Source organism: Streptomyces sp. NPDC057939 (assembly GCF_042887545.1).
In the GTDB taxonomy this organism is placed as follows: domain Bacteria; phylum Actinomycetota; class Actinomycetes; order Streptomycetales; family Streptomycetaceae; genus Streptomyces.
Map to the genome: position 1 here is coordinate 65,119 of NZ_JBHVPG010000035.1, position 21,111 is coordinate 86,229.

The following is a 21,111-nucleotide window of genomic DNA, read 5'->3' on the forward strand; positions in this document are numbered from 1 at the left end:
GCAATCGGCAATCGGTACAGGGACTACACGGGTTCGGGCGAGGAGCGGTCACAGTGCAGCGCTGGCGTGGCTTGGAGGACATCCCCCAGGACTGGGGACGCAGCGTCGTCACCATCGGCTCCTACGACGGTGTGCACCGCGGACATCAGCTGATCATCGGACGGGCCGTCGCCCGGGCTCGCGAGCTCGGCCTCCCGTCGGTCGTCGTCACCTTCAGCCCGCACCCCAGCGAGGTCGTGCGGCCGGGCAGCCACCCGCCGATCCTCGCCTCGTACGACCGCCGTGCCGAACTGATGGCGGGCCTCGGGGTCGACGCGCTGCTGATCCTGCCGTTCACGGCGGAGTTCTCGCAGCTGTCCCCGGCGGACTTCATCGTCAAGGTGCTGGCCGACAAGCTGCACGCGAAGGCCGTCATCGAGGGCCCGAACTTCCGCTTCGGTCACCGCGCCGCCGGCAACGTCGACTTCCTGCGCGAGCTGGGCGCCACCTACGACTACGAGGTCGAGGTCGTGGACCTGGTCGTGCGCGGGGAGGCGGGCGGCGGCGTTCCGTTCTCCTCCACGCTGGCGCGCCGACTGGTCTCCGAGGGCGACGTCGAGGGCGCCGGGGAGATCCTGGGCCGCCCGCACCGCGTCGAGGGCGTCGTCGTGCGCGGAGCGCAGCGCGGGCGCGAGCTCGGCTACCCGACGGCGAACGTCGAGACGCAGCCGCACACCGCGATCCCGGCCGACGGCGTGTACGCGGGCTGGCTGACGGCCGACGGCGAGCGGATGCCGGCCGCGATCTCGGTCGGCACGAACGTCCAGTTCGACGCCACGGAGCGGACCGTCGAGGCGTACGCGATCGACCGGATCGGCCTGGACCTCTACGGGATGCACGTCGCCGTGGACTTCCTCGCGTACGTGCGGGGCATGGCGAAGTTCGAGTCGCTGGACGGCCTGTTGGAGGCCATCGCGGACGACGTGAAGCGCTCCCGGGTGCTGACCGACGCCTACGACAGCGAGCGCGCCGGGCGCTGAGCGGCCGGCAGCCCGGAGCCCGCACCGCGAACGTGCCGGAGGGCCCGTACCGTCCCAGGTCTTCCTGGACGGTACGGGCCCTCCGCGCGTCAGCCCTGCGTTTCCGTTTCCGTGCCCGAATCCGTCAGCCGAGGCGCGGGTCGCGCGGGGGCCCGCCGGGCTGCTGGGGTGCCTGCGGTGCCTGGGGCTGCTGCCAGGGTTGGCCGGGCTGCGGGTAGGCCTGGCCGTACGGCTGCTGCGGCGCCTGGGGCTGTTGGTACGGGCCCGGCTGCTGGGGCTGCTGATGCTGCTGGGGATACGGCTGCTGGTCGGACCGGGGCGTGCCCCAGTGCGCCTGCGCCGCCTGCTGCTGCGCCCGGGTGAAGTCCTCGGCGACCAGTGCGGAGAGGGTGAAGTACGCCTCACGCGTCTTGGGTCGCATCAGGTCGAGGTCCACCTCGGCGCCGGCCGCGAGGTGCTCGTCGAACGGCACCACGACGACGCCGCGGCAGCGGGTCTCGAAGTGCTGCACGATGTCCTCGACCTTGATCATCTTGGCGGTCTCGCGGACCCCGGAGATGACGGTGAGGGAGCGTGCGACGAGCTCGGCGTAGCCGTGCGCGGAGAGCCAGTCGAGGGTGGTGCTGGCGCTGCTCGCACCGTCCACGGACGGGGTCGAGATGATGATCAGCTGATCTGCCAGGTCCAGCACGCCCCGCATCGCGGAGTAGAGGAGCCCGGTACCCGAGTCGGTGAGGATGATCGGGTACTGGCGGCCGACGGTCTCGATGACGCGGCGGTAGTCCTCGTCGTTGAAGGTCGTCGACACGGCAGGGTCCACGTCGTTGGCGATGATCTCCAGACCGGAGGGAGCCTGCGAGGTGAACCGCCGGATGTCCATGTACGAGTGCAGGTACGGGATCGCCTGCACCAGGTCGCGGATCGTCGCCCCCGTCTCGCGGCGCACGCGGCGACCGAGGGTACCGGCGTCCGGGTTCGCGTCGATGGCCAGGATCTTGTCCTGCCGCTCGGTGGCGAGGGTGGCGCCGAGGGCGGTGGTGGTCGTGGTCTTGCCGACGCCGCCCTTGAGGCTGATGACGGCGATGCGGTAGCAGGACATCACCGGCGTGCGGATCAGTTCCAGCTTGCGCTGACGGTCCGCCTCCGCGGCCTTGCCGCCGAAACGGAAGCCGGAACGGCCGCCCTTCGGCTTCTGCTTGGAGCGCAGCAGCCGGTCGGAGGACAGCTCGACGGCCGCGGTGTAGCCGAGCGGCGCCCCGCCGTGGCCCTGGCCGGGCTGTTGGTACGGGGCGGCCTGCTGCGGTTGCGCCTGCGGCTGGGCTTGCGACTGGGGCTGCGGCGGCGGCTGGGCCCCGGGGGACCACTGGGCGGCGGAGGCCCGGGGGTCGGCCTGGGGTTGGGGGGCGCCGGGAGGGAAACCGTAGCCCTGGGGCTGGGGCTGGGGCTGGGGCTGGGGCTGCGCTTGTGCCTGGGGGAAGCCGTACCCCGGCTGCGGCTGGCCGGTGGGCGGGAAACCGTAGCCCTGCTGCTGCTGGGGCTGCGGCGCCTGCTCCTGCGGGAAGCCGTAGCCCTGGGGCTGCTGGGGTGACTGCGCCTGCGCCTGCTCCTGCTGCTGAGCCGGAGTCTGCGGGAAGCCGTAGCCGGGCTGCGGCTGCTGCTGCCCGGTGGGCGGGAAGCCGGAGCCCTGCGATGCGCCCGGGTACGTGAATTCGGACGGCAGCGACGGCAGTTCACCACCGGGTCCCCCGAACGGGGGCTCCCCGGGCGACTGCTGGGCATCCGCCGGGGCGACCGGCGATGCGTACGGGCCCTGTTCGGGGCCCGCAGGAGACACCCCGGCGTCGGACGCCGGCTGCTCCGCCGCGCCGCCCGGGGCGGGCGGCGCCGGGAACCCCGGAACCTGCGCGGCGGCCGGCACGGGAGCCGGGTAGGGCGCGGGAGGGGCGTCCGCGACGGGCGCTCCGGTGGCCGGATCCGCAGGTGCCGCGGGCGGGTACGGTGCCGGCGCCTGTGCCTGCGCGGCGGGGCGGGCGGGTGCCGCGTCCGCGAGGGGCTCCTCGGCGGGCGCCGGCACGACCGGCTGCGCGTAGGGGCCGGGCGCGGCATCCGCGACCGGTGCCGCCCCCGTCTCCGCAACGGGGAACGCCGGTGCTGCGAGCGGTGCTTCGGCGCGGGGCGCGGCGGGGTGGGCGGGTGCCACGGGCGGGGCGTCGGCGATGGGGGCCTTGGCCTGCGGTTCCTCGGCCGGCGCGGCCGGGTGCTGGTACGGGTTCGGGGGCGGCGTGTCCGCGACAGGGGCCTCGGCGCGGGGCGCGGCGGGGTGGGCGGGTGCCACCGGGGGAGCGTCCGCGACAGGTGCTGCCACGGCGGGCGCGGCCGGGTGCGCCGGGACCGAGGGCGGCGCGTCCTGCACGGGGGATTCCGCGCGCGGTGCTCCCGGGGGCGGCGGTACGGCCGCGTAGGAGGGTGCCGCGGGCGGGCTGTCCGTAAGGGGGGTTGGCGTGGCGGGCGCGGCAGGGAACGACGGTGCCGGGGCCGCGTAGGGCGTGGGCGGCGGCGCGTCCTGCGCAGGGGGTTCCGCGCGGGGCGCTCCCGGGGCCGAGGGCACCGCCGGGTAAGCGGGCGGGATGTCGCCGAGGGCGGCAGGGAACGCCGGCGTCGGGGGTGCGTAGGGCGCGGGCGGCGTGTCCTGCACGGGGGACTCGGTGCGCGGTGCTCCCGGAGCCTGGGGTACGGCCGGGGGGTCCGCCACGGCCGGGGCGTAGGACGGAGCCGGGGTGGCAGCCGACGTTCCGGCCGCGTCAGGGGTGTCGGCGGGGGCATGCGCGCCCGCTGTGCGCGGGGCGTCGGCCGGAGCCGGGGGGTCGACAGGGGTCGGCACGCCGGCCGCGTCCGACGTGACGGCCGCGCCCGGGGCGTTGGCCGGGTCCGGGTCGGCGTACCCACCCGGGGCGTGCGCCACCGCGACTTCGGCCGTGCCCGGGGCGTCGGCCCTGCCCGTGCTGTCCGGGCCCGCCGCGAGTGCCGGGTCCGGGGCGTGGGTCGGGGCGGGCGGGAACGGCGAGGGCGGGAAGACCGGCGGGACCTCGACCGGCTTCGGGTCGAACTCCGCAGCTTCCACGACCTCCTCGGCCTCCACGGCCCTCACGTCCGTCAGGGGTTCCGCGAACCCCGGATCCCCCTCCGCCGGCACCGGCACCGGCACCGGCGGCTGCCGGGGGACCGCCGGCGGGGTGATCCGCATCGTCGGGGGTGACACCACGTCCGACGGGCGGTGCGGCTCGAAGCCGCTGCCCTCGGGGAGGCCGGGGACGTCCTGGGCGGGAGCGCCCTGGGTGTACCAGGCCGGCGGGGTGTAGTCGATGGTGAACTCGCCCGTCCCCTCGGGCTCCGCGTCGGACTGATCGTCCGTCGGGACGTCCCACGTCCCGCCGCGCCTCTCGTTCCGATCGCCGGTCACTGGTGCCTCCTGGTCTGTCAACACGGTCGGGCGCCCAACTCGACACTCGACTTTCGACACTCGACGCCGCGCCCCGCGCTCAGCCTAATCGCGGCCGGCCCGCAATATCCCGCGAGGTGGCGCCCCCGGAGTCCTGCCTACAGGGAGCCAGAGCCCTGAGCAACCGTCACCGCCCGCCGGGCGCCCCGCCCCGGTCAGTCGACGCGACGGGCCGCCCCGAACAGGGCCGTCTCCTCCCGCGTCCCCCGGGTCAGTACGAACTTCCGGTCCCGGGAAGTGCACCACAGCGTCACGGCGTCGCCCAGCGTGGGCAGCGCCTCCACCACCGACCGCGGCAGCAGCATCAGTTCGCCGATCCGTGCCGCCTCGTCCGGCGACACCCGTTGCACCCCCACCAGCGCGGAACCCCGCAGCAGCCGGGGGGCCGTCGGGCTCAGGTACGGCAGCAGGGTCAGCACGGACTGCCAGGCGCCCGCCGCCACCCGACCCCGCGGCGGCCGCATCCCGCAGTCGCGGACCACCAGTACGGGACTGCCCGCCGAAGCGCCCTGCGGCGGTACGCGTCCCACCTCGTGCAGGGTGACGCACGTCTGCCCGGCGCCCGCCTCCCGGGCCAGGTCCGCCCACGCGGGCCCGCGCCCGGTCTCCACCGCGACCCGGGCTCCCGCGGCGGCCGTGCGCAGGGCCAGCACCTGTGCCGTCCACAGGCCGCCGATCAGCGTGATCTCGTACGGGGTGGGGCGGTTGACGCCGAGCACCGCCGGACGGCCCTCCGCGTCCTCGCCGATGACGACCCCGTCGTCCCCGACGGGCACCGCCAGGAGGTCCAGCTCCGCCGCCGTGACGACGTGCCGCTCCCGGCGCGGGGCCGGCAATCCGAAGCCGCCCCGTCCCGCTCCGAACAGTCCCGCCGCGAACGGCCGTGCCGTCAAAGGTCGTGACCAGCCCCTCACCGGGTGCCTCCCAGCGGCAGCGACGCGAGCAGCCCCGGCACCTGCTCCCGGTCGAGCCGCACCAGCCCGGCCCGTACGCCGCGCGCGGTCCGCTCCAACGCGCGGCACGCGACGGCCAGGTCCCGGTCGCCGCGCCCCGTCACCCGGACGTGCCCGGTCAGCGTCACGCCCCGCCGCCCTGCCGGGGCCATCGTGAGGCTGAAGTTGATGGCGAGGGCGGGCAGCGCGGTCAGCAGCGCCACGAACTGCGGGAGCTGCGCCCCCGGGCCGCCCAGCAGGGGCCAGCGACGCAGCCAGTACGTGGTGTGCTGCCGGTCGTCGCAGCGCCAGGCGCGGGCGGTCTCCTCCGTACGGCGGCCCGCGCCGGCCTGACGCCCGGACCGGGCGAGGGGCGTCGGGTTCGCGCAGGCGGACGTGGCCAGCGCCGACGTCAGCTCCTGTTCCGTCAACACCTCGGCCCGGAACCCGTGCCCGGCCAACCGGCTCGCCAACTGGTCGGCCACCCGCACCAGGCAGCGCTGCGCCCCCTTTAACCCGCCGCCGCGCGCGGTGACCGCCTCCGGGCACCGTTGCGGGTCGAGCTTCAGCGCGATCCAGGTCAGCCGTACGGCAGGGGTGCCCGTCAGGGCCTGGAGCGGGGCGTAGGAGCGGGCCGCCACCGAATCGGCCGGCAGGTGTGGCGCCGGCGCGGGCCGGGTGTGCTGCACCAGCTGGGCCGACTCCAGCCGGATCCCGTCCACTTCGAGGACGTCCCGCACGGCGGCCAGGGGCAGGGGGTGCGCCGTCCGGTCCGCCCGTAGCGCGGTGGCGTCCGCGTCCACCCGGAGCACCGCCGTCAGGAAGGTGCCGTCGCCGACCATCCCGACCGGCCGCCGATCGTGGCCGCCGTACGTCAGCGTCCGCAGCGCCGGATCGGCCTCCACCGCGGACGCCGCCCCCGGCTCGGCCCCGGCGGTCCAGGCGGCGGCCCGACGGCGGCGGGCCCGCAGCGCGAGGACGCCGCCGAGCCACTCGGGGAGGGGGAGCCGGTGGCGTCGCACGACCGCGAGGAGCACCAGGGCCAGGGCCACCGCGCCGGCGGGCACCAACAGGATCGGTGCCAGGACCCGTGCCACCAGCGGCGCCGCACACGCCAGCTGGAGGAGCACGAGTTGTTGCAATCGGAACGGGCCGCACTTCCCGGGGCTCGACACCGGACGCGGTGTCACCCCTTCGTGCGAGGCTGCGGCCATGTCCCCGCGCGGCCGCGTCACGCCGGCTCCCACACGCGTACCTCCCCCTCCGCAACGGGTGGAACAGGGGATTCCAGTGCGGTGCGGCCGCTGCCGCTCCACCCCGGCCCCCCTCAAATCACCCTGTCAAAAGCCGAATTGTCGAGCCCGGGGGAGGGTCCGGCAGCTGTCGCCGCCGGGACGTCTCCCCGTCAAGGGGCATAGTAGGGGCCCGGTCCGTGAGTCGGGGCCCGGGTCGGGCGCGCGGACCGGGCGACGTGGGGGGAGCAGGCGGTCTTGGCATCACGACGCGACGAGTTCAATGCGTACACGTTTGCGAAGCGTCGCACGGTGGCCGCGTTCCTCCAGCCCTCCGCCACCGGGAGCGAGGAGGGCGCCCCCAGGCCACTGCGCGCGGTGCTCCCCTCCCTGATCGTCGGCGCCCTCGTGCTGGTCGGCTTCGGGGCCTGGGGCATGTTCCGACCGCAGGCACCCAAGGGGTGGAACGAGCCCGGCGCGCGGGTCATCGTCGGGAAGCAGTCGACGACGCGCTACGTGGTCCTCTCCACCGAGGCCGCCGGCGGGAGCCGGCCGAGGCTGCACCCGGTGCTGAACCTGGCCTCGGCCCGACTCCTCCTCGATCCGCGGAAGTTCAAGGTCGTCCACGTCGAGGACAAGGTGTTGGACGCGGGCAGGCCACCGCGGGGACCCATCATCGGCATCCCCTACGCCCCCGACCGACTGCCCGACGGGAAGGACGCGGGGAGGAGCAAGCGCTGGGCCGTCTGCCAGCGGCCCGGAGGCAACGGCGAGGGCGTGCAGAGCGCCGTCTTCGTCCTCGCCGACCGCGAGGCGGGCCTGCTGGACGGCGCGCGCCGCACCACCGAGGGGCAGGTGCTGTACGTCCGCAGCACCGGCGCCGCCAAGGAGCGGTACCTGGTCGACGCGACGGGCACCAAGTACGCGTTCCCCGAGGGAGGACCGGAAGCGGGCACCCTGACCACGGCCCTGGTCGGCACCGGGGCCACTCCCCAGCCCGTCACCGAACAGTGGCTGGCCACCCTCGGCTCCGGTGACGGCCTCGGCTTCCCCCGCCTGCCCGGCACCCCCGGCGCGAAGGCCGGTGTCCGGGGCCTGGCCGCGGGGGACGACCGGGTCGGCATGGTCCTGAGCGCCCAGACCGGCTCCGGCACCGAGTACTACGTCGTCCTGCCCGGCCGGGTCGCGCCCGTCACCGAGTTCGTCGCCCGGCTGCTGATCGCCGCGCCCGCCACCGACGCCCTCGACATGCGCGGCCGGGCCCGCGAGGTCGACCTCCAGTCCCTGAACCCCGACGCCACGCCCTTCGGGGCGCGGACGCGATGGCCGCGCCACCGGGGCGCCCAGGTCAACCGGGTCGACGCCGCCCCGGGCGGGGTACGGGCAGGCGCGCGGCGCGACACAGTCTGCAACGTCCTGCGCTCCGTCGACGCCCACGGCGGCCCGACCCTGAGCACCTGGGCGGGCCCCGGATTCCCGGTCGACATCACCGCGAGCGGCACCGGCTCCTACGTCACCCCCGGCTCCGGCCTCCTCTACACGCAGGTCCAAGGCCGACAGGCCACGGCCGGCGGCACCCTGTTCCTGGTCACCGACACCGGTCTGCGCTACGCGGTCCAGGCCGGCGGCGGCGGCGACGCGGGCGGCATCGGGGCCGGGGTCGGGCGGGCCGGGCCCGGTCAGGCCCAGGTGCGACTCGGCTACGCCGACGTGGTTCCGGTCCCGGTGCCGATCACCTGGTCGGAGTTCCTGTCCAAGGGGCCGCGCCTGGACATCAACTCCGCGCGTCGGACGCAGGGTTCATGAAGACGCCGTCCGTGCGACGGACCCCGCCGCCCGGTCCGCCCCGCGCGCTGCTCGCGCGCGCCGCCCGCCTGGTGACCACCTGCGGGCTCCTCGTGGCGTGCGGCACGGCGGGAACGCCCGCGCCGCAGCCCACGTACGAGCACGAGCGCGGACCCGAGGGTGGGCACCGGCACCTGGGCGGGCATGCGCACGGACACGGCCTCGGCCTCCGCCTCGACGGCACGGGCGAGTGCACCTTCCCCATGAAGCGGCAGATCGCCGAGCGGCCGTGGGCCCTCCAGCGGCTCCTCCTCGACGCCTTGTGGGCCGGGACGAAGGGCAAGGGCGTGCGCGTCGCGGTCATCGACACCGGGGTGGACCGGATCAACCCGCAGCTCGCCGGCGCCCTCGACACCGCCGCCGGTCGGGACTTCGTCGATCCGAAGGGCGGCGACGGCACGAACGACACCGTCGGGCACGGCACCAAGGTCGCCGGACTCATCGCGGCCCGCCCCCGGCGGGGCACCGGCTTCGTCGGCCTCGCCCCCGAGGCCACCGTCATCCCGATCCGGCACAACGACGGTCGGGGCAACGGCAAGGCGGCCACCCTCGCCCGGGCGATCGACCACGCCGTCGCCGCGGGCGCCCACGTCGTCAACATCTCCCAGGACACCGACGCACCCCTCACCGCCGATTCCGACCTGGCCCGGGCCGTCCGGCGGGCCCTGGACGAGAACGTCGTGGTCGTCGCCTCGGCCGGCAACGACGGCCTGGCCGGACACGGGCGCAGGACCTACCCGGCCGCCTTCCCCGGGGTCCTCGCCGTGGCCGCCTCCGACCGCAACAACGAACGCGCCGCCTTCTCCCAGCCCGGCGACTTCATCGGGGTCGCCGCCCCCGGCGTCGACATGGTCTCCACGGTCCCCGGCTCCGGTCAGTGCGTCGACAGCGGCACCAGCTTCTCCGCGCCCTGGGTCGCGGGCGTCGCCGCCCTGCTGCGCGCCGAGCACCCCGGGTGGACCGCCGGGGAGGTGGTCCGGCAGATCCAGAGCACGGCCGAGCGCGGCGTCAACGGCCGTGACGACCAGGTCGGTTGGGGGGTCGTCGACCCGGTGCGCGCCGTCACCCGGGACCTCGCACCGCCCGGACCCGCAGGCCCGGACCCCGGCCTGCCGCCGGCCCCCGCCCCGCAGGCGGCGCCGCCGGGCCCGACCGGGGCGGCGCAGGAGCGCGAGGTGCGGCTCGGGACGTACGGGCTCGGCGCGGGCGGGCTCCTCGTGGCCGTCATCGCCGGGACGGCGACCGTGGTCCGCGATTCCCGAACCCGCCCGACCCGCTCGCGATGAATCCCCGCGCGGCGTGCCGCGCGGTGCGCCCGGCGGGCCCGTCACACCCCCGCAAGGAAAACGAGGAGCGAGGAGCTTCGGATGACGAACACCTTCGGACTGGCCGACGATCCGGTCGTCAGGGCCGCCAACAAGATCTCCGAGACGGCCAACGCCGTGACCACCCAGTCCCGGGAACTGGCCGACATCCTCGCCACCGCCGGCGCGGGCTGGACCGGCGCCGGCGCGGAGGGGTTCAAGAAGGCGCAGGCGGACCTCAACATCGACCACGACGAGATCCGCCGCCTGCTCGGCGTCCTGCACCACGCGGTCGCGCAGACCAAGAACCTCACCAACGCGCAGGACGAGGAGGTCCGTTCGGTGTTCGGGACGATCACCCCCGGCGGCCCGTCCGGCCTGAACGGCGTCTGACCCCGGCGCCCGCCCGGCCCCCGCACCTCCAGCAACCCACCGCCCGAAGGAGAAGAACATGTCCGGCACCGACGGCTACACCCGGGTCCGGTACGACAGCGTCCAGCAGATGGCGGACCGCATCAGGACCGTCTCGAACAACATCGTCAAGGACCTGGCCGAGATGGAGCAGGCCGTGAAGGTGGTCACCGACACCTGGGACGGCGAGGCGCACCTGGAGTACGTCGCGCTCCAGACGAAGTACCACCGCAGGGCCGACCACATGCGGAGGCAGTTGGAGTCCGTCGCCCGGCTCATCGAGCAGGGCAAGGGCGACTACCGCGCCACCGACCTGAAGGCCTCGCGCCTGTTCACCGAGGCCTACTGAACCCCGCACCCGGCGGACGAAGGGGCGCACCCGCACCGGGCGCGCCCCCGTGTCGCGGGTCCCCGTCCGCGCCGGACCTCAGGTGAGGTCGAACTCCCCGTCCCGCGCGCCCAGCACGAAGGCCTCCCACTCGGCGGCCGTGTAGCGCAGCACGGTCTCCCGGTCCAGCGAGGACCGCATGGCCACCGCGCCCTCGGGCAGCTTGGCGATCTCGACCCGCTCCTCGTCCGGGCTGGTCCCCGGAGGGCCCTGCCACTCGACGCCGCTGATGTCGAGCGCGTACAGCTCGTCCTTCTCCTGCTGGGTGCCCATGTGCGGCCTTTCCCTCGGTCGTGCGGTGCTGCTCGGCTCTTCGCTGCCGATTATCGGCGGAACGCGGCTCCCGGGTGCGGTTTTCCGGGTGATCCCCGCTACAGCCCGGGCATCCGCCCGAGCTGCACCAGCGAGGTGCCGCGCCGGCGCGGGACGAAGTGGCCCCGACCGGGGAGCATCGGGCGCGGCCGGACCGTGCCGAGCAGATCCCCCTCCGACGGATCGCCCGACAGCACCACGCCCTGCGCTCCCAACTCCTTGATCCGCTGCATGAACGGTTCGTACAGCGCGCGCGAGGCCCCCGCCGAGTTGCGCGCGATGACGAACCGGACACCGGTGTCCCGGGCGAAGGGCAGGAACTCCGTGAGCGGCGCCAGCGGATTGCCCTGGCCGGTGGCCACCAGGTCGTAGTCGTCGACGATGACGAACACGTCCGGGCCCGTCCACCAGCTGCGGTCCCGCAACTGCCGCGGGGTGACGTCCGCAGGTGGCCGGCGCCGCGCGAACACCCCGACCAGGGCCTCCATGTGCAGGTGCAGCGAGTCCGTCGTCGGCGCGTACTCCAGCAGGTGCTCCTCCGGGAGGGCGCCGAGCAGCCCGCGCCGGTAGTCCCCGACGACCAGCTTCGCCTCGTCCGGGGTGTACCGGTCGGCGATCTGGTGGGCGATGAGGCGCAGCAGGTTCGTCCGGCCCGACTCGCTCTCGCCGAACACCAGGAAGAACGGGTCCGACGCGAAGTCGACGAACACCGGCTCCAGGTCCGTCTCGCCGACGCCGATCGCGATGCCGCGCTCGGGGAAATCCCCGCCCTTGGGCAACCGGTCCGCGGGCAGCGACCTCGGCAGCAGCCGTACGGCGGGAGCCGGCGGCCCCGCCCAGCCCGATCGCACCGCCGCCACGAGGGCCGCCGTCCCCTCCGCAAGGTCGTCCGTGCCGTGGCCCCCGTCGATCCGCGGCAGGGCCCCCAGGAAATGCAGCTTCTCCGGGACCTGCCCGCGCCCCGGTACGCCCGCCGGTACGTTCGCCGCGACCCGCCGGTCGAACTCGGAGTCCATGACGTCGCCGAGCCGCAGCTCCAGCCGGCCCGGCATCTGGTCCTTCAGCGCCGGGCGGACCTCCATGTACCGGGACGCGGTGACCACCACGTGGATGCCGAATCCCAGCCCCCGGGACGCGATGTCCGTGACCACCGGCTCCAGGCCCTCGTACTCCCCGCGGAAGCCGCCCCAGCCGTCGATGACGAGGAAGACGTCGCCCCAGGCCTCGTCGGGCAGCTCGCCCGCAGCGCGCCGGCGCCGGTACCCGTCCACGGAGTCGATGCCGTTCGCCCGGAAGAACTCCTCGCGCCGGCCGAGGACGCCCACCACCTCCGCGACCGTCCGCCGCACCCGCTCCGGGTCGAGGCGTGAGGCGATCCCGCCCACGTGCGGCAGCTCCGCGATCGACGCCAGGGCGCCACCGCCGAAGTCCAGCCCGTAGAACTGCACCTCGCGCGGGGTGTGCGTGAGTGCGAACGAGGAGATCAGCGTCCGCACGAGCGTCGACTTGCCCGACCGGGGCCCGCCCACCACCAACAGGTGCCCCGTCGCCCCCGAGAAGTCCCGCAGCAGCACCTCGCGCCGCTGCTCGAAGGGCTTGTCGACCAGGCCGAGCGGCACCACCAGCCCGCCCGGCCGGTCGTACCCCCGCGCGTGCAGCCCCCGCCCGTCGTCCACCGCCAGGGCGGGCAGCAGTCGGTCCAGCGGGGGAGCCTGGTCCAGCGGCGGCAGCCACACCTGGTGCGCGGGCACCCCCTGCCCCTCCAGCCGTCCGACGATCACGTCCAGCACCGTGTCGCCCGGCGCGTCGTCCCCGGCCGGATCCGCCCGGGGCGCCCGATCCACCGCATCCGCATCCGCATCCGCAGCCACCGCACCCGCCGGCTCCGGGTCCGCGTACGCCACCGCCACCGGACCCGCCGTGAACGGCGCGGGCCGCCGCACCGCCGGGAACGGCCCCGCCACGGGCACCGGGCCGGCGGCGCGGTGGGCACCCGAGACGTACGCCGCCTTGAAGCGGGTCATCCCGTCCGTACCGGACTTCAGGTACCCCGAACCGGGCAGCGACGGCAGGTGGTAGGCGTCCGGCACACCGAGCGCCGTCCGCGACTCCGCCGCCGAGAAGGTCCGCAGACCGATCCGGTACGACAGGTACGTGTCCAGCCCCCGCAGCTTGCCCTCCTCCAGCCGCTGCGAGGCCAGCAGCAGGTGCACGCCCAGCGAACGCCCGATGCGGCCGATCCGCACGAACATGTCGATGAAGTCGGGCTTCGCCGTCAGCAGCTCGGAGAACTCGTCGATCACCAGGACCAGCGAGGCCAGCGGCTCCAGCGGCGCACCGGCCGCACGGGCCCGCTCGTAGTCGTGGAGGTTCGCGTGGTTGCCGGCCGAACGCAGCAGCTCCTGACGCCGCTGGAGCTCACCGCCGATCGAGTCGGCCATCCGGTCGACCAGCGTCAGATCGTCCGCGAGGTTCGTGATGACGGCGGCCACGTGCGGCAGCCGCCCCATGCCGGTGAACGTCGCACCACCCTTGAAGTCCGCCAGGACGAAGTTCAGCGTCTGCGAGTCGTGCGTCACCGCCAGCCCCAGCACCAGCGTCCGCAGCAGCTCCGACTTGCCCGAACCCGTCGCCCCCACGCACAGCCCGTGCGGGCCCATGCCCTCCTGTGCGGCCTCCTTCAGGTCCAGCATCACCGGCGCGCCGTCCTCGCCCACGCCGATGGGCACCCGCAGCCGGTCGCCGGCCGAACGGGGGCGCCAGGTCCGCGCCACGTCGATGCCGGCGGCGTCGCCCAGGTCCAACAGGTCGGTGAAGTCCAGGTTCGCCAGCAGGGGCTCGTCGTCGTCACCACCGTCCGTGCGCAGCGGCGCCAGCTGCCGGGCCATGGCCTCCGCCGCGGGCAACGACAGCACGTCCGGGACGCCCTCGTACGCGTCCCCCGTACCCGCCACCAGGCGCAGCAGCCCCGGCCGGACCACGACCGACAGACCGCCGCGCGGCTCGTCCAGCTCGCCCGCGACCACCTCCACGACGGTCACGCCCTGCAGGCCCTCCGCCGCCGCGAACGCCGAGTCCGGCGCCACCGTCGCCCCGTCGAGGACCACCACCAGGTGCGGCCGGTCCAGCAGGGGCGAGGCGTCCCGGCCGAACCGCGGCCGCCCCTCCAGCCGGGACGCCAGCAGCCCCTCCAACCCACCCAGGTCGTCGTCGAACAGCCGCCTCGTACCGGCGCCGTCGAAATGGCCCGGCAGCTGCGCGTGCGGCAGCCACTTCGTCCAGTCCCACAGCGGCGCCGCATCCCCGGCGGCCACCACCGCCACCACCAGGTCGTCGGGGGAGTGCAGCGTCACCAGCTGCGCCACCAACGCCCGCGCGGTCCCGCGCGCGGCCCCGGCGTCCCCCGACACCGTCAGGTGGTAGAACGCCCGCACCGACACCGCCACCGGCAGCCCGTCCAGGCAGGAGTGCACCTCCAGGAAGCGCTGCAGCGCGCCCGCCGCCAGCGGCTCCAGATCGTCCACCGGCGCCGTCTCCGGCGCCACCGGCGCGGACGCGGGGCGCTGCGGGCCCAGCCCCAGCCGGGCCTGCCCGAAGTCCGCGTCCCCGGGCCGCCGTTCCCACACCCGGGACCCGCCCGCCACCACCGCCCACAACTGCTCCGGCGCCGGGTGCAGGTACAGCTGTGCGTCGCGCTGCGCCCGCGCGGCGCCGCGCACCCGACGGCGCGTCCGCGCGAGGTGCGCCAGGTAGTCCCGGCGCACGTCCGCCATCCGCCCCTGCGTACCGCGCCGGTGGCGCACCAACTGGGCGATGACCATGGCCACCGTGGACACCAGCATCAGCACGCCCATCACCTTCATGAAGGGCCCACCGGTCGGCAGGAAGAAGAACACGACCGACGACCCCATCCCGAGCATCGGCAGGAGCTGCATCAACACGCCCTCCTCCTGCCCCCGCGGCAGTACCGGAGGCGGCTCCAACCGCACCTCTTCCGAGGGAACTTCCGGCGGCAGCGACCGGGGCGGGCGTTTGACGACGATCTGGCTCACCGGAGCACCAGTCCCTTGACGACGGCCGGGCCGCCACGACCGGCGCCCCCAAGTCCCGCTCGCGGAAGGGGAATTCCGCCGCGGGCCGGTGATCCTAGTGGCCGGACGGCCGCCGACGGCCCGGTTAGGGTGACGCCCGCAGTACGCGCGGACCCCGAACCGGGGCCCGCAGCGAGGCGCCGGAAAAGGGGGTCACACAGGTGAGTACGGCCGGGGCGACGGGATTCCGCAGGGTCACCGTCGTGGCTCCCGACAGCCGCGTCGACGTCGCCCTTCCGGAGGACATCGCCGTCGCCGACGTGTACCCCGAACTGCTGCGCCTCACCCGCCCGCCCCAGCCCGTCGGCGCCCCCACCGGCTTCCACCTCGTGCGCCGCTCCGGCGCCGTCCTCGACGGCGCCCGCACCCTCGCGGCCCAGCACGTCGTCGACGGCGAGGTGCTCAGCCTCCGTCCCTTCGCCGAGTCGCTGCCGCCCGCCGTGTTCGACGACGTCTGCGACGCCGTCGCCTCCGCCGTCGTCCGCGACCGCCACCGCTGGAACGACGACATGTTGCGCGGCGCGGGCCTGGCCGGCGCCGCCCTGCTCCTCGCCCTGCTCGCCCTCGTCCTCTGGTACGCCGACCCGGTCCGCCACGACGTGCACGGGCTGCCCGCCCTCGTCGCCGGAGCCCTGGGCCTCGTCCTCACCGCCGCGGCCGGGGCGCGCGCCCGCGTCCACCGCGACCGGGCCTGCGCCGTCGTCCTCGGCCTGGGCGCCCTCCCGCTCCTCATGATCGCGGGCGCGGGCCTCGTCGCCCCCGGACCCGGCGCCGGACCGGGCCGCCTCCAGTTCCTCCTCGGCTGCGTCTGCGTCCTCGTCGCCTCCGCCGCCCTGGTCGCCCTCACCCCGCAGGGCGACGCCCCCTTCGTGGCCGCCTCCCTGCTGGCCGCCACCGGCGGCCTCGCCGCGTTCGCCGTCCTCACCACCGGGGCCTCCGCGACCGCCGGCGCCGCCGTCTGCGCCCCCGTCGCCATCGGGCTCGTCGCCTTCCTCCCGTCCCTCGCCGCCCGTTCCGCCCGGCTGCCCATCGGCTACGCGGCCCCCCGAAGCGCGACCGAGGGCGCCGAGGGCGCCGGGTACGCCACCACCCCGGACCGCCCCGACACCGATCCGTACGGTTCCGGCGCCACCGGCCCCGCCCCGGCTGGCCCCCTCGACGCCGACCTCATCGCCGCCCGGGCCCGCCGGGGACACGAACTGCTCCTCGGCCTGCTCGGCGGCTGCGCGGCCGTCACCGTCGCCTCCGCGGCCGTCCTCGGGGCCTCGGGCGATCCGTGGGCCCGACTGCTCGCCCTCGCCACCGGACTCGCGATGCTCCTGCGGGCCCGCCTCTTCCGCCGCACCGCACAGGTCGTCTGCGCCCTGACCGCGGGCACCGCCGCGATCGGCCTGATCGTCCTGGCCCTGGCCGTGCACGCCCCCGACGGCCTGCTCCAGGAGCTCCCCGAGCCCCACCGGAGCGGCGACAGGGACCTCCGTACGCTCCGCCTCGCCGCCGCCGTCGCCGCCGGCGCGACCCTCCTCACGGGAATTGCGCTTGTCATCCCCCGCAAGGGCCTGTCACCCTTCTGGGGACGGCTGCTCGACCTCACCGAGGCGGCGGTACTGCTCAGCCTGGTCCCGCTGACCCTGGCCGTGCTCGACGTCCACGACCGCGCCCGCGCTCTCACCGGCTGAGACGGCGAGACCCGCACGCCTGGTACGCTGTGTGACGGCCGTTTGTGTACGCGTCCCCCGGATCTCTCGACAGAGGGTCTGTGGACTGCGCTCAGCGGACCCCGCCTCCCGAGTCACGGAAGATCCCCAGAGAATTCGACCTGGGGCACTCGATGGCAACGAAGACCTATTACGAGGAGTACGCGTGCCGCTCGACGCCGCAGTGAAGAAGCAGCTCATCGCAGAGTTTGGTGCCAAGGAGGGCGACACCGGCTCCCCCGAGGTCCAGGTCGCGATGCTGTCCCGCCGCATCTCGGACCTGACCGAGCACCTCAAGACCCACAAGCACGACCACCACTCCCGTCGTGGTCTGCTGATCCTGGTCGGCCAGCGCCGCCGCCTGCTGCAGTACCTGGCCAAGAAGGACATCCAGCGCTTCCGTGCGCTGGTCGAGCGCCTCGGCATCCGTCGCGGTGCGGCCGGCGCCAAGTAAAGACGCTGTGAAGGGAGCGGACCCCACAACGATGGGGCCGCTCCCTTTGCTGTACGTGCGCGACGTACCGGACGCTTTGTAGTCTGGAAACAGCGCACAAGAGGAAGAGGAGGAGCGCCCTCCCTACGCCGCCGGTCCTCGGTAGTGGTATCCGGAAAGCCCCGCGACGGGGCTCAGAACCGGGTGCTTCGATCGAAGACCGGCCCGCACGCCAGGAGCGCTTCTCCGAAACCGTCCACCACCACACGGGTGGCGGACGGAGACGACGAAAATGGAGAAAACGCTAGTGGAGAACGAGACCCACTACGCCGAGGCCGTCATTGACAACGGTTCCTTCGGCACCCGCACCATCCGCTTCGAGACGGGCCGTCTGGCCCGCCAGGCCGCCGGCTCCGCCGTTGCCTACCTGGACGACGACACGATGGTGCTGTCCGCCACCACCGCGTCGAAGAAGCCCAAGGACCAGCTCGACTTCTTCCCCCTGACGGTGGACGTCGAGGAGCGGCAGTACGCGGCCGGCAAGATCCCCGGCTCCTTCTTCCGTCGCGAGGGCCGGCCCTCCGAGGACGCGATCCTCACCTGCCGCCTGATCGACCGCCCGCTGCGCCCGTCCTTCAAGAAGGGCCTGCGCAACGAGATCCAGGTCGTCGCGACGATCATGGCGCTCAACCCCGACCACCTGTACGACGTCGTCGCGATCAACGCCGCGTCCGCGTCCACCCAGCTGGCCGGCCTGCCCTTCTCCGGCCCGATCGGCGGCGTCCGCGTCGCGCTGATCCGCGGCCAGTGGGTGGCCTTCCCGACGCACACCGAGCTCGAGGACGCGGTCTTCGACATGGTCGTCGCGGGCCGCACCCTCGAAGACGGCGACGTCGCGATCATGATGGTCGAGGCCGAGGCCACCGAGAAGACCATCGCCCTCGTCAAGGGCGGCGCCGAGGCGCCGACCGAGGAGATCGTCGCCTCCGGTCTGGACGCCGCGAAGCCCTTCATCAAGGTCCTCTGCAAGGCCCAGGCCGACCTGGCCGCCAAGGCCGCCAAGCCCGAGGGCGAGTTCCCGGTCTTCCTGGACTACCAGGACGACGTGTTCGAGGCCCTCTCGGCCGCGGTCAAGGGCGAGCTCACCCAGGCGCTGACCATCGCGGGCAAGCAGGAGCGCGAGGCCGAGCTGGACCGCGTCAAAGACATCGCCGCCGCGAAGCTCCTCCCGGCCTTCGAGGGTCGTGAGAAGGAGATCTCCGCCGCCTACCGCAGCCTCACCAAGGCCGTGGTCCGCGAGCGCGTGATCAAGGACAAGGTCCGCATCGACGGCCGCGGGCTCACGGACATCCGTACCCTCGCCGCCGAGGTCGAGGCCATCCCGCGCGTGCACGGCTCGGCGCTGTTCGAGCGTGGCGAGACCCAGATCCTGGGCGTCACCACCCTCAACATGCTCCGCATGGAGCAGCAGTTGGACACCCTCTCCCCGGTGACCCGCAAGCGCTACATGCACAACTACAACTTCCCGCCGTACTCCGTCGGCGAGACCGGCCGCGTCGGTTCGCCGAAGCGCCGCGAGATCGGCCACGGCGCGCTCGCCGAGCGCGCGATCGTGCCGGTCCTCCCGACCCGCGAGGAGTTCCCCTACGCGATCCGTCAGGTGTCCGAGGCCCTCGGCTCCAACGGTTCGACGTCCATGGGCTCGGTCTGCGCCTCCACCATGTCGCTGCTGAACGCCGGTGTGCCCCTCAAGGCCCCCGTCGCCGGTATCGCCATGGGCCTGATCTCCCAGGAGATCGACGGCAAGACCCACTACGTCGCCCTCACCGACATCCTCGGTGCGGAGGACGCGTTCGGCGACATGGACTTCAAGGTCGCCGGCACCAAGGAGTTCGTCACCGCGCTCCAGCTGGACACCAAGCTCGACGGCATCCCCGCCTCCGTCCTGGCCGCGGCCCTGACGCAGGCCCGTGACGCCCGCCTCCACATCCTCGACGTGATGATGGAAGCGATCGACACGCCGGACGAGATGTCCCCGAACGCCCCGCGGATCATCACCGTCAAGATCCCGGTGGACAAGATCGGTGAGGTCATCGGCCCCAAGGGCAAGATGATCAACCAGATCCAGGAGGACACCGGCGCCGAGATCACGATCGAGGACGACGGCACCATCTACATCGGTGCCTCCGACGGCCCGGCCGCCGAGGCCGCCCGCGCCACGATCAACGCGATCGCCAACCCGACCATGCCGGAGGTCGGCGAGCGGTACCTGGGTACGGTCGTCAAGACCACCACCTTCGGTGCCTTCGTCTCCCTCATGCCCGGCAAGGACGGCCTGCTGCACATCTCGCAGATCCGCAAGCTCGCCGGTGGCAAGCGCGTGGAGAACGTCGAGGACGTGCTCGCGGTCGGCACCAAGGTGCAGGTCGAGATCGCCGAGATCGACCAGCGCGGCAAGCTGTCCCTGATCCCCGTGATCGACGGCGAGGCCGCCGGTGACGACGCTGACAAGGACGACTCCGACAAGTGACGTCGCGTAGTTCCCGTGTGACGGCCCGCCCCTCTTCGGAGGGGCGGGCCGTCGCCCGTACCCAAACCCTGCTCAAGGGGCAGAACGGCATCGGCACCGTCCGACGCACCGTCCTCCCCGGCGGACTGCGCATCGTCACCGAGACGCTGCCCTCCGTCCGCTCCGCCACCTTCGGCATCTGGGCGAACGTGGGCTCCCGGGACGAGACGCCCACGCTCAACGGCGCCACCCACTACCTGGAGCACCTCCTCTTCAAGGGCACCGAGAAGCGCAGTGCCCTCGACATCTCCTCCGCGATCGACGCGGTCGGCGGAGAGATGAACGCCTTCACGGCGAAGGAGTACACCTGTTACTACGCACGGGTGCTCGACACCGACCTGCCGCTGGCCATCGACGTGGTCTGCGACATGCTCACCGGCTCGCTGATCCGCGAGGAGGACGTCGTCGCCGAGCGCGGCGTCATCCTCGAAGAGATCGCGATGACCGAGGACGACCCGGGCGACGTGGTCCACGACCTGTTCGCCCGGACCATGTACGGGGACTCGCCGCTCGGCCGCCCCGTCCTCGGCACCGTCGACACGATCAACGCCCTCGGCGCCGACCGGATCCGCCGCTTCTACAAGAAGCACTACGATCCGACCCGCCTGGTCGTCGCCGCGGCCGGCAACGTCGACCACAACAAGGTCGTGCGCCAGGTCCGCGCCGCCTTCGAGAAGGCCGGCGCGCTCACCCGCACCGACGCCGAACCCGTGGGCCCGCGCACCGGAACCAAGCGGATCCGTACTTCCGGCCAGGTCGAACTCGTCAACCGCAGGACCGAGCAGGCGCACGTCGTCCTCGGCATGCCGGGCCTCGCCCGCACCGACGAACGCCGCTGGGCCCTGGGCGTCCTCAACACCGCCCTCGGCGGAGGCATGTCCTCCCGGCTCTTCCAGGAGGTCCGCGAGAAGCGCGGCCTGGCCTACAGCGTGTACTCGTACACCTCGGGCTTCGCCGACACCGGCCTCTTCGGCGTCTACGCGGGCTGCCGACCCAGCCAGGTTCACGACGTCCTGCGGATCTGCCGCGACGAGCTCGACATGGTCGCCGCCGACGGGCTCGACGACGACGAGATCCGCCGCGCCATCGGCCAGCTCTCCGGCTCCACCGTCCTCGGACTGGAGGACACCGGCGCGATCATGAACCGCATCGGCAAGAGCGAGCTCTGCTGGGGCGACCAGATGTCCGTCGACGACATGCTGGCCCGGATCGCCGCCGTGACCCCGGACGACGTCCGCGCGGTCGCCGCGGACGTGCTGGCACAGCGTCCCTCCCTCGCGGTGATCGGGCCGCTGAAGGAGAAGCAGGCCGCCCGCCTCGACGAAGCGGTGGCCTAGCTCCGTACGGGCCCCGGCCCGTACCCGTAACAAGGCTGCACA

General features: G+C 74.0%; 14 protein-coding genes. 9 read left to right on the plus strand and 5 right to left on the minus strand.

Features of this window, described 5'->3' with window-relative positions:
* Window positions 1-53: 53 nt before the first annotated feature.
* Window positions 54-1,019, plus strand: a complete 966-nt coding sequence (locus tag ACFVS6_RS29845; RefSeq protein ID WP_389708660.1) for a bifunctional riboflavin kinase/FAD synthetase — start codon at window positions 54-56, stop codon at window positions 1,017-1,019.
* A gap of 124 nt (window positions 1,020-1,143) precedes the next feature.
* Here ACFVS6_RS29845 and ACFVS6_RS29850 read toward each other — a convergent pair whose 3' ends face one another.
* From ACFVS6_RS29850 to eccE, 3 genes are all read right to left on the minus strand, one after another.
* Window positions 1,144-4,479, minus strand: coding sequence for an SCO5717 family growth-regulating ATPase (locus ACFVS6_RS29850; RefSeq protein ID WP_389708662.1), 3,336 nt, complete (start codon window positions 4,477-4,479; stop codon window positions 1,144-1,146).
* A gap of 194 nt (window positions 4,480-4,673) precedes the next feature.
* Complete coding sequence (locus ACFVS6_RS29855) at window positions 4,674-5,411, minus strand: hypothetical protein (RefSeq protein ID WP_389708664.1); 738 nt, start codon at window positions 5,409-5,411, stop codon at window positions 4,674-4,676.
* 17 nt (window positions 5,412-5,428) lie between these two features.
* Window positions 5,429-6,664, minus strand: a complete 1,236-nt coding sequence (gene eccE / locus ACFVS6_RS29860; RefSeq protein ID WP_389708696.1) for a type VII secretion protein EccE — start codon at window positions 6,662-6,664, stop codon at window positions 5,429-5,431.
* A gap of 276 nt (window positions 6,665-6,940) precedes the next feature.
* On the opposite strand from eccE, the gene eccB reads away from it, so the two are divergent.
* From eccB to ACFVS6_RS29880, 4 genes are all read left to right on the plus strand, one after another.
* Window positions 6,941-8,488 (plus strand): type VII secretion protein EccB, encoded by a 1,548-nt coding sequence (gene eccB, locus ACFVS6_RS29865; RefSeq protein WP_389708666.1) that lies wholly within the window; start codon window positions 6,941-6,943, stop codon window positions 8,486-8,488.
* On the plus strand, window positions 8,485-9,813 hold the full coding sequence (mycP, locus tag ACFVS6_RS29870; protein ID WP_389708667.1) for a type VII secretion-associated serine protease mycosin: 1,329 nt from the start codon (window positions 8,485-8,487) through the stop codon (window positions 9,811-9,813). The genes eccB and mycP overlap by 4 nt, the downstream gene beginning before the upstream one ends.
* A gap of 81 nt (window positions 9,814-9,894) precedes the next feature.
* On the plus strand, window positions 9,895-10,224 hold the full coding sequence (locus ACFVS6_RS29875) for a WXG100 family type VII secretion target (RefSeq protein ID WP_389708669.1): 330 nt from the start codon (window positions 9,895-9,897) through the stop codon (window positions 10,222-10,224).
* A gap of 58 nt (window positions 10,225-10,282) precedes the next feature.
* Window positions 10,283-10,591, plus strand: a complete 309-nt coding sequence (locus ACFVS6_RS29880) for a WXG100 family type VII secretion target (RefSeq protein WP_389708671.1) — start codon at window positions 10,283-10,285, stop codon at window positions 10,589-10,591.
* A 78-nt stretch (window positions 10,592-10,669) separates the two neighbouring features.
* On the opposite strand, the gene ACFVS6_RS29885 is transcribed toward ACFVS6_RS29880, so the two are convergent.
* Both ACFVS6_RS29885 and eccCa read right to left on the minus strand, forming a co-directional pair.
* Window positions 10,670-10,903, minus strand: a complete 234-nt coding sequence (locus ACFVS6_RS29885) for a DUF397 domain-containing protein (RefSeq protein WP_266573624.1) — start codon at window positions 10,901-10,903, stop codon at window positions 10,670-10,672.
* A gap of 98 nt (window positions 10,904-11,001) precedes the next feature.
* On the minus strand, window positions 11,002-14,994 hold the full coding sequence (gene eccCa, locus ACFVS6_RS29890) for a type VII secretion protein EccCa (protein ID WP_389708673.1): 3,993 nt from the start codon (window positions 14,992-14,994) through the stop codon (window positions 11,002-11,004).
* Window positions 14,995-15,194: 200 nt separating this feature from the next.
* Between eccCa and eccD the strand changes: the two genes are divergently transcribed.
* The 4 genes from eccD (at window position 15,195) to ACFVS6_RS29910 (ending at window position 21,069) form a co-directional block, all read left to right on the plus strand.
* A complete protein-coding gene (eccD, locus tag ACFVS6_RS29895; protein ID WP_389708675.1) occupies window positions 15,195-16,712 on the plus strand; it encodes a type VII secretion integral membrane protein EccD in 1,518 nt (505 codons plus the stop codon).
* 184 nt (window positions 16,713-16,896) lie between these two features.
* Window positions 16,897-17,184: a 30S ribosomal protein S15 gene (gene rpsO / locus ACFVS6_RS29900; protein WP_267011887.1), complete on the plus strand. Its 288-nt coding sequence runs from the start codon at window positions 16,897-16,899 to the stop codon at window positions 17,182-17,184.
* 286 nt (window positions 17,185-17,470) lie between these two features.
* The gene (locus ACFVS6_RS29905) at window positions 17,471-19,693 is read left to right on the plus strand and encodes a polyribonucleotide nucleotidyltransferase (protein WP_389708698.1); all 2,223 of its coding nucleotides are present in this window, start codon (window positions 17,471-17,473) and stop codon (window positions 19,691-19,693) included.
* Window positions 19,690-21,069 (plus strand): M16 family metallopeptidase, encoded by a 1,380-nt coding sequence (locus tag ACFVS6_RS29910; RefSeq protein ID WP_389708677.1) that lies wholly within the window; start codon window positions 19,690-19,692, stop codon window positions 21,067-21,069. Before ACFVS6_RS29905 ends, ACFVS6_RS29910 begins: the two co-directional genes overlap by 4 nt.
* The last annotated feature ends 42 nt before the right edge of the window (window positions 21,070-21,111 follow it).